Genomic DNA, 11614 nt, shown 5'->3' with positions numbered 1-11614 from the left:
CGTAAAAATGTAAAAGATTTTGTTGCAACTTGCCGCATTCTGACACCGTCCTTAGTAAAATGTTCGATGCTCTATCGTCAGAACCCCCCGGCTGTCAGGGTTTTTTCGTATTCATGAGATCAAAATTTTCGGATACCGCAATACTGCCGTCCGATTTGACAATCAAAACATCGAGGTACTTATTAGTATACACAAAGTCCAGGACTTTGTCAACCGGCATTACAAAAAAACATGTGGAATAAACGTCGGCAAGGAAGGCGTCAGGGGCAATGACAACGACCATTTTTTTATCGCCGGCCGGATATCCCGTGGATTTTTGCAGGATGTGATGGTAACGTTTCCCCTCTATGGTCACATAGGTTTGGTAATCTCCCGAAACGCCCATGGACCGGTTGTTGAGTTCCACAATCCCCAGGGCCCCCGAAGGGTCTCCGGGATCCTGGACGCCGATTCGCCACGGAGCGCCGCCGGGTTTCGCGCCGATTGTGGCAATACTGGAAACGCTGCTCAAAAGCGCGCTTTTTACGCCCATTTCAGCCATTTTGTCCCGGGCTTTGCCAAGCGCGTAGCCCTTGAGGAAGGAACCCGTGTCGATTTCTTCGACGGGCCAGTCCATCCGCAGTCTGCCTTCTCCGAAGACGACTTTGGAAAAATCGACTTTCTCTCTGGCCCGGGCGATTTCTTCCGCCGCGGGAACGCGCAAATCGGCGTCTCCGGCCCGGTCAAAGGGCCAGAGGGCCATTAGCGGGCCCAGCGTCACGTCGTATTCCCCGCCGGACAATAAAAAGGCGCTCCGGATCCGGTCAAAAAGCGCTTCCCCTTCGGCGTCCAGCGGGACCTCCTTGGGAGATCCGGGGGAATTGGGCTTTCGATTGAGCGTATCCGTAAGGCTGCCTTCGGTCTTGCTGTTGAATGTCCGGTCCACGCGGACCATTTCCGCGAAAGCCGCGTCCATTGCGCTTTCTGCCAACTTTTTGTCGGCGTCGTAGACCGTGATCACAATATAGGTGCCGAAAACAAACTGCTCCCGGTCCCACTTTTTGACCTCCGGTTTCCCGCAGGCGAAAAAGAGCAGAGGAAGCAGAAAGAGGCCAAAAAACTTACTGTTCTTCAACTTGTTCTCCGCTTTGTTTTTCCGCTTCCATGTAGCCGATCTTGCCGTCGGCCACTTCCCGGAACACTTTTTTGATGACCGTGTCCTTCTTGGAGCACTTGGTCAGGAGCTCCGCGCCCTTGCCGATCTCGCGGGCCCGCTGGCCGCCGACAATGGTCAGGATGTACTTGTTGGGGATCTGTTTCAGCAGGTCGTCATACAGGATTTCTTTTTTCATCGTTACCACCTCTCCTTTCTCCGAGTATAATCCGCGTCAAATCTTCGCAGGCCTGTTCTATGGTATGGTTCACTACGGTCATGTCGTAGGCCGACTCAAAGGGAAGCTCTTCTTCCGCCTTCCGGAGCCGGCTCTGAATGGTCTCCTCATCGTCCGTGGCGCGGTTCCGGAGCCGGGCCTCAAGGTCTTCCATGGACGGCGGCCGGAAAAAGATCATTCTGGCCTCGGGACATTTCTCCCGCACCTGCATCCCGCCGTTGACGTCGATCTCCAAAATCAGGTCCCGCCCCCGGTCCGTGTATTTTCGCACCTCCGAGAGGAGCGTCCCGTACCAGTTCCCGTTGTAGCAATTGGTTTCGAGAAATTCGCCCCGGGCGCGCCGGGCCTCAAATTCGGCCTCGTCCATAAAATGGTACTTGACGCCGTCCCGCTCGTCTTTTCTGGGCTTGCGGGTCGTCGCGGACACGGAAAGACCGATGCCCAGACTGTCCCGCACCCGTTCGCAAACCGTGGTTTTTCCGGAACCGCTGGGGCCCGAGACCACAAACAGATTTCCCTTTGCCATCCGATCACCTGTACTCCCGCTCATTGCGTCGCGGGTCATTCGATATTCATGATCTGTTCCCGCAGCTTCTCCACTTCGTTTTTCGCCTCCACCACGAGGGCCTGGATCTCATAGAGATTGCACTTGACCCCTGTGGTATTGAGCTCCCGGAAGATTTCCTGCAGCACAAACTCAATCTTTTTTCCGATGACGGCGCGCTCCGCCGAGAGATCACCCGACAGCTGAGTCAAATGGCTCTCCAGACGGGAAATTTCCTCGGAGATATCCGAGCGGTCCGTATAGAGGAGAATCTCCCTCAGGATGTCGCTTTCGCTGAACTCCACATTGCCCCGGATCTTCCCGAGCCGCTCCAGAAGGAGCGTCCGGTAGTTTTCCACGACGCTGTCCTTGTGCTTTTTGATTTCCGCGACCTTTTGCGCGAGGACTCCGGCCTTTTCTTGAAAATAGGCCGTCAGCCGGCCGCCCTCGGCCTCTTTGTTCCGCACAAAGCTGTCGAGCAGCTCTCCCAATTTGCCCAAGATAAAGTCCCCGTACTCGTTTTCGTCGAATTCCGGATCGTTTTTCTGGATGACGTTCAGATTCTTGACCAGAATATCCATTTTGTTCGTAAAGGTCTGTTCAAAATCCCGCTCAATTTCATCGAGAACATGCACGTAAGCGGCGGTCAGATCCCTGTCATAGGTAAACATCTTGTCGATATCCCGCTTATCGGTAAATTCGATCTTGAGGTCGATGCTGCCCCTGGTGACCCGTCGCGCGAGCTCCGTCCGGATCTGGGGTTCGAGATAATTCAGCATATAGGATTGTTTGATCTTGACGTTGAGATTTTTATTGTTGATACTTTTAATCTCCATTTTCAGGGAAAACCTGTCGTCTTCGAAGAAAAGTTTCGCGTATCCGGTCATACTTCGCATGGGGCGCTCCCTTGTGCCGATTTATTTTGCCGCTTCCGGAAGGGCCGCTTTCTCCTCTTCCGTTTCCTTGCGCAATTTGATTCTCTTGTAGGCGCTGTAGCCGGTCCCCGCGGGGATCCGCTTGCCGATGATGACGTTTTCCTTCAGACCTTCGAGGTAATCGATCTTGCCTTCGATGGCCGCGTTGGACAGCACCTTGGTCGTTTCCTGGAACGAAGCCGCCGAAATAAAGCTGCCGGTATTGACGGCCGCCTTGGTGATCCCCTGGATCACGGGCTCGAACTCGATGAGTTCTTTGCCCGCCTCGCGGAGTTTGGCGTTTTCCATTTCCACGATGCGTTTTTCCACGACCTCGTCCTCAAGGAACAGGGATCCGCCCGATTTCACGACGCGGACTTTCTTGAACATCTGCTTGACGATGATCTCGATGTGCTTGTCGTTTACGGTTACGTTCTGTTCGCGGTAGACCTGCTGCACGGATTCGAGGATAAACTGCTCGGCCGCCACGAGACCCTTGATGTTGAGGATGTCGAAGGGAGAAATGGCGCCGTCGGTGATCTTGTCGCCGGCCTTGATTCGGCTCCCGTCGGTGACGACGAGCTGCTCTCCGGCCGGAATCAGATATTCCCGGATCTCCTTGGCGTTTTCCTCCGATTTGATGGAAATGACGCGCATGCCCTTTTTCTTTCTGTTCGTGATCTCGACTCTGCCGTCGATATCGCTGAGCATGGCCTTTCCCTTGGGGTTTCTCGCCTCAAAGAGCTCCTGAACCCTCGGAAGACCGCCGGTGATGTCTTTGTTGGCGCCGCCCTCGCGGATCATCTTGGCGAGGATCTGACCGCGCCGGATCTGTTCCCCTTCCTTGACCATGAGATAGGCGTTGTAGGGGATGTCGTAACTTCCCTGAATATTGCGCTGGTCGTCATAGATTTCCAGTCGCGGGTTCACGTCGCCGGTTTCCAGCTTCCGAACGACCATGTGCTCCGTCACGTCGCGCTTGTCGTCCTTGGTCTCCTTGACCGCGAAGTCTCGATATTCCACGATTCCTTCGTGGTCTGAGATAATGGGAATCTGATAGGGGTCAAAGGTCGCGAGGATGTCTCCGGCCTTTACTTTATGGCCTTCTTCCACGCGGAGGAGGGCCCCCGTGGGAATATCGTAATCGTTGTTGCCGACGATGATCTTGCCGTTCCGGCTGATGACGATCTTGTCTTTGGCGTTCTCGTCGAGGAGTTTGATCTCACGGAACGTGACGACGCCTCCGTTTTCAGCCCTTGTGGAATTCGTCAGTTTTTCGGCCATGGCCACGCCGCCCGTATGGAAGGTCCGCATGGTCAGCTGCGTACCGGGCTCCCCGATGCTCTGGGCCGCGATGACGCCCACGGCTTCGCCCAGCAGGATTTCCTTGTGATTGGAAAGATCCATACCGTAACATTTTTTGCAGACGCCCTTTTCGAGGCCGCAGGTCAACGGCGAACGGATCTTAACTTTCTTGATGTCAAGCGCTCCGATCTTTTCCACAAGCGCCCGGTCGATCATCGTGTTCCTTGTGGCGATGATTTCGCCGTTGTGCTCGATGTCTTCGGCCAGTACGCGTCCCAAAATCCGGTCAGCCAGCTTTTCGATGATCCGGCCTTCGTTGGTCAGTTCGCTGACCTCAATACCCTCTTCGGTACCGCAGTCTTCGGAGTTGACGATCACTTCGTGGGAAATGTCCACAAGACGCCGGGTCAGGTAACCCGAGTCCGCCGTCCGGAGCGCCGTATCGGTCAGACCCTTGCGGGCGCCGTGGGAGGACATGAAGAAGTCCAGTACCGTGAGGCCTTCGCGGAAATTGGCCCGGATCGGCACCTCGAGGATCTTGCCCTGGGTATCCGACATGTTGCCGCGCATGGCCGCCAGCTGTTTCATCTGGTCCACGTTGCCCCGGGCCCCCGACGTCGTCATCATGTATACGGGATTGAATTTGTCCAGTCCCGCCATCATGGCGTCGGTAACCTTTTGGGTGGCGTCCCGCCATACTTCGATAGTCCGGCGGTAGCGCTCCTCGTTGATGAGCTTGCCTTCTTTGTAATCCTTGTCAATCCGCGCGATTTCTCTATCCGCCCGCTCGAGGATCTCCTTTTTCGCCTCGGGGACCACGAGGTCCTCGATGCCGATGGAAACGCCGGCAATGGCCGCGTAATGATAACCGAAGTCCTTGATGTTGTTGATGAGGTCCGCGGTCATGGTAAAGCCGTGGTCGTCATAGAAACGGGCGATGAGGTTCTTCAGGACTTTTTTGTCGTAAGTAGCCGTATAATCCCGGTCCGATTCGGGCAACATCTCGTTGAAGATGAGCCGCCCGGCGGTGGTCGTCACCATTTCCCCCTTGATCCTGACGTTGATCAGGGCGTGGGTGTCGATGACCTCCTGCTGGTGGGCCGTCAGCGCCTGTTGAATATTGGAGAAGGATTTCCCCTCCCCCTTGGCGCCTTCTTTTTCTTTCGTCATGTAAAAGCAACCCATAACCATGTCCTGCGAATGGACGGCGATGGGCTCCCCGTTGGAGGGGGAGATGATATTGTTGGGAGCCAGCATCAAAAGCTTGGCCTCCATGATGGCCTCGGGCGAGAGCATCAGATGTACCGCCATCTGGTCGCCGTCGAAGTCGGCGTTGAAGGCCGAACAAACGAGGGGGTGGAGCCGGATGGCCTTTCCCTCGATCAGTACGGGCTCAAAGGCCTGGATCGAAAGCCGGTGCAGCGTGGGGGCCCGGTTCAACAGAACCGGATGGTCCTGGATCACGTCTTCGATAACGTCCCAGACTTTGTCGTCCGCTTCTTCGACGAGCTTTTTGGCGGTCTTGATATTGGTGGCCAGTTCCCGTTTGACCAGTTCCCGCATGATAAAGGGTTTGTAGAGCTCCAACGCCATTTTCTTGGGAATTCCGCACTGATTCATCTTCAGCGAGGGGCCCACGACGATAACGGAACGGGCCGAATAGTCCACGCGCTTTCCGAGCAGATTCTGACGGAAGCGGCCCTGTTTGCCCTTGAGCATATCGGACAGGGACTTGAGTTCCCGGTTGTTCTGAGCCACGACGGGTTTTCCCCGGCGGCCGTTGTCGATCAGGGCGTCCACGGCTTCCTGCAGCATCCGTTTTTCATTTTTGACGACGATTTCCGGCGCCCGGATTTCCAGAAGCTTCTTCAGCCGGTTGTTCCGGTTGATCACGCGGCGGTAGAGGTCGTTCAAGTCGGAAGTCGCGAAGCGGCCGCCGTCCAGCTGCACCATGGGGCGCAGGTCCGCGGGGATGACCGGTACGTTTTGCAGGATCATCCACTGGGGCTTGTTGCCGAAAGTGATAAAATCCCGCACGATTTTAAGCCTTTTGACGGCTTTTTTCCTTTTCTGGGAAGAATTGACCTCTTCCAGTTCCCCCTCGAGGGTCTGGCGGAGCTCTTCGAGATTGATGCTCTCAAGGAGCTTCAGGATCGCTTCGGCGCCCATAAAGGCCTCGAATTTGTTTCCGTACAATTGTTTATATAATTTGTATTCTTTTTCCGTCAGGATTTTGCCGACTTCGAGTGTGTTCTCGAAGGGCTTTGTGACCACGTAGCGGGCGAAATACAGGATGGATTCCAGTTCTTTGGGCGACATGCCCAGAACGAGAGCCATCTTGTTGGGCGTCCCCTTGGAATACCAGATATGGGATACGGGGGCGGCCAGCGAAATGTGGCCCATGCGTTCCCGCCGCACCTTGGAGCGGGTGACTTCCACGCCGCATTTTTCACAAACAAGGCCCTTGTAGCGCATCCGTTTGTACTTGCCGCAGGCGCATTCCCAGTCCTTTGTGGGGCCGAAGATCTTTTCACAAAAAAGACCGTCCCGCTCCGGATTCAGCGTCCTGTAGTTTATTGTCTCGGGTTTTGTCACTTCTCCGTGGGACCATTCGAGGATCTTGTCGGGAGAAGCCAATCTGATCCGAATTCTTTCAAAATTTCCGATTCCCATCGATTGCAAAGCCTCCTTTTTACGATTGGACTTTTGTTGCTGTGCGGAAAGCGCGCTTTCCGACTCAGATAGCGGGATTTTCCGGCATGGTAGCGTCTTCCTTGCTGATTTCCTCGTCGATGTTGATCAGTTTGCCGTCATCGTCAAAGAGTTCGATGTCGAGGGCCAGGGCCTGGAATTCCTTCAGCAGTACCTTGAAGGATTCGGGCAGATCCGGCTCGGGCATTTCCTCCCCTTTGATGATGGCCTCGTAGGTCTTCGTCCGTCCGGTGATGTCGTCGGACTTGACGGTCAGCATTTCCTGCAGGATCGTAGACGCGCCGTAGGCTTCGAGGGCCCACACTTCCATTTCCCCCAGTCTCTGGCCGCCGAACTGGGCCTTGCCGCCCAAGGGCTGCTGCGTCACGAGGGAATAGGGACCGATGGCCCGGGCATGCATCTTGTCTTCCACCAAATGGTGCAGCTTCAGAATATACATGACGCCCACGGTGATCTGGCTGTCAAACTTGTCGCCGGTCCGGCCGTCGTAGAGATCGACTTTGCCGCTCCGGGGATAACCGGTCTTTTCGAGAAATTCCTTGATCTGGTTTTCGGAGGCCCCGTCGAAAACGGGGGTCGAAATGTAGGCGCCGCCTTCGTATTTGCCCATGGCGAGGCCCAGATGAACCTCGAGAACCTGCCCGATATTCATACGGGAAGGTACGCCCAGGGGATTGAGGACGATGTCCACATGGGTGCCGTCGGCCAGGAAGGGCATGTCTTCGGCCGGGAGTACCCGGGACACGACGCCCTTGTTGCCGTGGCGGCCGGAAATTTTGTCGCCTACGGTGATTTTACGCTTCTCGGCCACGAGAACCCGGATGGCCTTGTTGACGCCGGCCTTGAGCTCGTCGCCGTTTTCCCGCGAGAGTTCCAGAATGTCGACGACGGTTCCCTTGGAGCCGTGGGGCATCCGAAGCGAGGTATCGCGCACGTCTCTGGCCTTTTCTCCGAATATGGCCCGAAGCAGTTTTTCTTCGGCCGGGGGTTCCGTTTCCCCCTTGGGGGCGGTCTTGCCCACGAGGATGTCGCCGGGGCCCACTTCGGAGCCTATGGTGATGATGCCTCGGGAATCGAGGTTTCTCAGGGATTCCTCGGACACGTTGGGAATTTCCCGGGTAATTTCCTCGTCGCCCAGCTTTGTGGCCCGGGCTTCGATTTCATATTCCTCGACGTGGATCGACGTCAGCACGTCGTCCTTGCGCAGTCTGTCGGAAACGAGGATCGCGTCCTCGTAGTTGTAGCCCTCCCAGGGCATAAAGGCCATGAGGATGTTCTTTCCCAGCGCCAAATCCCCTTTGCAGGTCGAAGGCCCGTCGGCGATGATGTCGCCGGCCTCGACCGTTTCCCCGATGGAGACGATGGGAATCTGGTGCAGGCACATGGACTGGTTGGAGCGTTCAAAATTCAGGAGCTTGTATTTGTGTTTTCTTTCGTCGGCGTCGGTGATGACGATCTGGCTCGCGTCCATATAGGTCACGACGCCGCTGACTTTGGAGGTCACCACGGCCCCGGAGTCGATGGCCACCTTGCGCTCGAGTCCCGTCCCGATATAGGGGGCTTCGGTCCGCAAAAGGGGTACGGCCTGACGCTGCATGTTGGATCCCATGAGGGCCCGGTTGGCGTCGTCATGCTCCAGGAAGGGGATTAGTCCGGCTGAGACGGACACCACCTGCTTCGGCGACACGTCGAGGTAATCCACCTTTTCGGCGCTGACTTTCACGATCTCGTGGCCGTAGCGGCAGACGATATCGCCCTTGAGCCGGTTTTTCTTGTCGATGGTCGTATCGGCCTGGGCAAAGTAGAGCCCTTCCTCGGCGTCGGCGGTCAGGTATTCGACAAAGCCGAAATCCGCCGTCCCGTTGACCACCTTGACATAGGGGGTCTCGATAAATCCGTATTTGTTGATCCGGGCGTAAATCGCCAGGGATCCGATCAGGCCGATGTTGGGACCTTCCGGCGTCTCAATGGGGCAGATCCGTCCGTAATGGGAATCGTGCACGTCGCGCACTTCAAAACCCGCCCGTTCCCGCGAGAGGCCGCCGGGACCGAGGGCCGAAATTCTTCTTTTGTGCGTCAGCTCCGCCAGCGGATTGGACTGATCCATAAACTGCGACAGCTGGCCCGATCCGAAGAATTCCTGGATCTGGGCGTTGAGGGGCCGTGTATTCAAAAGAGACTGGGGGGTCAATGTGGCCGCTTCCTGCACGGTCATCTTTTCCTTGACCATCTTGCCCATCTTGGAAATGCCGGCCTTGATCTGCATCAAGAGCAGCTCTCCGACTCCGCGGACACGGCGGTTGGAGAGGTTGTCGATGTCGTCCACGTGGCCGACGCCGTTGTTGAGCCCGATCACATAGTTCATGGTGGCGATGATGTCGTCCCGGGTCAGCAGAATCTCATTTTCGGGAATGTCCAGACCGAGCCGCTTGTTCATCTTGTAGCGGCCCACGGGTTCGAGATCGTAACGCTGCGGATTGAAAAACATCTGCCGGATGAGACTCCGGGCCGATTCCACGGTCACAAGATCCCCGGGCCGCAATTTCCGGAAGACTTCGGTAACGGCGTCTTCCCGGGTCTGGGTATTGTCGTTCAAAAGCGTATTGGCGATGAGACTGTCTTCGGGTTTGACTTCCCAATAGACCACGTCGCCCACTTTGCTCGAGATCAGGATGTCGATGATCGTCTCGTCGATGACGGTGTTGGCGTCGATAATGACTTCGCCGGTTTCCTGATCGTAAACTTCTTCTTTGATGAAGCTCTTTTCGATGGATTTCCGGAGGGCCCCTTTGGCCTCAAGCTTGTCTTTGTACTTGTTCACGACCGATTCGATGTTGATGGTCTTGGTTTCCAGGAAAAAGTCTTTGATTTCCGTATTGTTTTCGAAAAAATCCACGGCCTTCAAAAATACCGTCGCCAGTACCTTTTTCTTTCTGTCGATCTTGACGGAGAGGAAATCATTTTTGTCGGTGTCGAATTCAAGCCACGTGCCCTTGTAGGGAATGATCTTGCCGGAATAAAGGTCCTTTCCGGTCTGAATGTTTTGTTCCTTGTCAAAGGACACGCCGGGGGAACGATGGAGCTGGGTCACGACGACGCGCTCGGCGCCGTTGATGATGAATGTGGCCCTTTCGGTCATCATGGGCACTTCACCGAAATAGACCAGCGATTCCTGGATCTCGTTTCCGCTTTTTTTGTTGATGAGTCTCAATCTTACCTTGAGGGAAGCCGAGAAGGTCTTGCCCCTTCTTTTGCATTCCAGTTCGGAATTTAATGGTGGTTCCGCCTCATGCAGCTCGTAGGAGATATATTCCAGGCGGATATCCCCGTTGGAGGATTCCACGGGAAAAACCTCCCGGAACGCCGATTCCAGGCCCTTGTTTTCCCGGCTGTCCGGCGTCACGTTGACCTGCAGAAAGTCTTCGTAGGAGTCCAGTTGGAATTCCAGAAAGTGCGGCATGGTACCTCTTTCATTGATTCTTCCAAAATTTAATCTTTCGATTAATTTCCCCATTCATTCACACCCCTTGTCTGTTGCTATAATATATTCTTATTTTGTCAATTGAAAATAAAGTTGGAGAATGCCCGCAAATCGCGATGATATTTGCAATTGATAAAATATCCAACAAAAAATTGAAAAACGACGGACACCGGATTCGTCACTAAAAAGGCACTCTGTTCCCTGTAGAGTGCCTATTTGATTAGTGTCGAACAAAAGCGTTTACTTTAATTCTATCGTTGCTCCTGCGGCTGTGAGTTTTTCTTTGATCGCGTCCGCGTCTTCCTTGGATGCGCCTTCTTTGATAACGCCGCCCTTATCTACGAGGTCTTTCGCTTCTTTGAGGCCTAAGCCCGTGATGGTTCTGACTTCTTTGATGACCGCGATCTTGTTGGGTCCCGCCGCCGTCAGGGTCACGTCAAAGGAATTCTTTTCCTCTTCCACAGGCGCCGCCGGGCCCGCAGCCGCTACCGCCACAGGCGCAGCCGCCGTCACGCCGAAATGTTCCTCCAGGGCCGAAACGAGTTCTTTGAGTTCCAGAACCGTCATGCCCTCCAAATCCGCAATAAATTGCTCTTTATTGAATGCCATTTGCTTGTACTCCTCCTTCGATTCGAATGAATTGATCATGATAAACTTTTACTGCGCCGCGGCCGCCGTTCCTTCCTTCTTGTCGGCGATAGCCACCGTCGCGTAGACCAGCTTCCGTACCGGTCCCAGCATCGCGTTCAGCACCATGGACAGGAGCTGATCCCTTGAAGGCAGTAAGGCCAGCGCTTTCACGTCGGCTTCCTGTACTCTCTTGCCGGTCAGAAATCCGCCTTTGATCTTGAACCGCTTTTCTTTTTCCTTGGCCTTGGAAAGGTCATAGGCAATCTTCGCGGGCGCCACCGGATCCGTAAACCCGAAGGCGAAGGCCGTCGTCCCTTCGAGGACGTCGTCAAAGCTCTCGTCTACGCCGGCGTCTTTCAAAGCGATCTTGAACAGACGGTTCTTGGCGATCAGATATTCCGCCCCGGCCGCCTTCATTTTTCTTCTGAGTTCCGTTTCTTCGTTTACCGTAATTCCCTGATAATCAATCAGAACGAAGGACTGGGCGTCTTGGATTTTTTTCGTCAGGAGCGCCACCTGATCTTTCTTTGCTTGTGTTGCCATTCTGATTTTTCACCTCCTCATTTCATCAAAATACCCCCCGCAGCCGCAAGGGCTGACACGGGGTGTGCTGCATCTGAGGTTTGTGAATGAAATAATCAAACCTCGGCAGGATATT

Annotated in this window: 8 protein-coding genes and 1 other annotated feature (1 of these 9 running past the window's edge); all 8 genes read right to left on the bottom strand. The window is 54.9% G+C overall.

Translation table 11 applies throughout. The features are described from left to right. Window positions 1–94: 94 nt before the first annotated feature. The 8 genes from LBQ97_08945 to rplJ all read right to left on the bottom strand — a co-directional run bounded on the left by LBQ97_08945 (window position 95) and on the right by rplJ (window position 11499). Complete coding sequence (locus tag LBQ97_08945) at window positions 95–1114, bottom strand: FAD:protein FMN transferase (protein ID MDR1832835.1); 1020 nt, start codon at window positions 1112–1114, stop codon at window positions 95–97. Beyond that, window positions 1101–1331: a DNA-directed RNA polymerase subunit omega gene (gene rpoZ / locus LBQ97_08940; protein ID MDR1832834.1), complete on the bottom strand. Its 231-nt coding sequence runs from the start codon at window positions 1329–1331 to the stop codon at window positions 1101–1103. The genes LBQ97_08945 and rpoZ overlap by 14 nt, the downstream gene beginning before the upstream one ends. Beyond that, entirely contained in the window at window positions 1309–1896 is a 588-nt protein-coding gene (gmk, locus tag LBQ97_08935) for a guanylate kinase (GenBank protein ID MDR1832833.1), read from the bottom strand. The genes rpoZ and gmk overlap by 23 nt, the downstream gene beginning before the upstream one ends. A 35-nt stretch (window positions 1897–1931) precedes the next feature. Beyond that, window positions 1932–2810: a DUF1732 domain-containing protein gene (locus tag LBQ97_08930; GenBank protein MDR1832832.1), complete on the bottom strand. Its 879-nt coding sequence runs from the start codon at window positions 2808–2810 to the stop codon at window positions 1932–1934. A gap of 21 nt (window positions 2811–2831) precedes the next feature. Continuing rightward, on the bottom strand, window positions 2832–6806 hold the full coding sequence (rpoC, locus tag LBQ97_08925) for a DNA-directed RNA polymerase subunit beta' (GenBank protein ID MDR1832831.1): 3975 nt from the start codon (window positions 6804–6806) through the stop codon (window positions 2832–2834). Between the two features lie 64 nt (window positions 6807–6870). Beyond that, window positions 6871–10359, bottom strand: a complete 3489-nt coding sequence (rpoB, locus tag LBQ97_08920) for a DNA-directed RNA polymerase subunit beta (protein MDR1832830.1) — start codon at window positions 10357–10359, stop codon at window positions 6871–6873. Window positions 10360–10566: 207 nt separating this feature from the next. Continuing rightward, window positions 10567–10935: a 50S ribosomal protein L7/L12 gene (gene rplL, locus LBQ97_08915; protein MDR1832829.1), complete on the bottom strand. Its 369-nt coding sequence runs from the start codon at window positions 10933–10935 to the stop codon at window positions 10567–10569. 48 nt (window positions 10936–10983) lie between these two features. Further along, window positions 10984–11499 carry a 50S ribosomal protein L10 gene (gene rplJ, locus LBQ97_08910; GenBank protein MDR1832828.1) on the bottom strand — a complete coding sequence of 172 codons (516 nt, stop codon included), beginning with the start codon at window positions 11497–11499 and terminating at the stop codon, window positions 10984–10986. An 18-nt stretch (window positions 11500–11517) separates the two neighbouring features. Beyond that, window positions 11518–11614, bottom strand: a sequence feature (ribosomal protein L10 leader region) (it continues 46 nt past the right edge of the window).

The sequence above is a fragment of the Fusobacteriaceae bacterium genome (genome assembly GCA_031272775.1).
Classification (GTDB): Bacteria; Fusobacteriota; Fusobacteriia; order Fusobacteriales; family Fusobacteriaceae; genus JAISST01.
The sequence above is the reverse complement of the archived record's forward strand: the minus strand, read 5'-3'. Positions and strand labels throughout refer to the sequence as shown.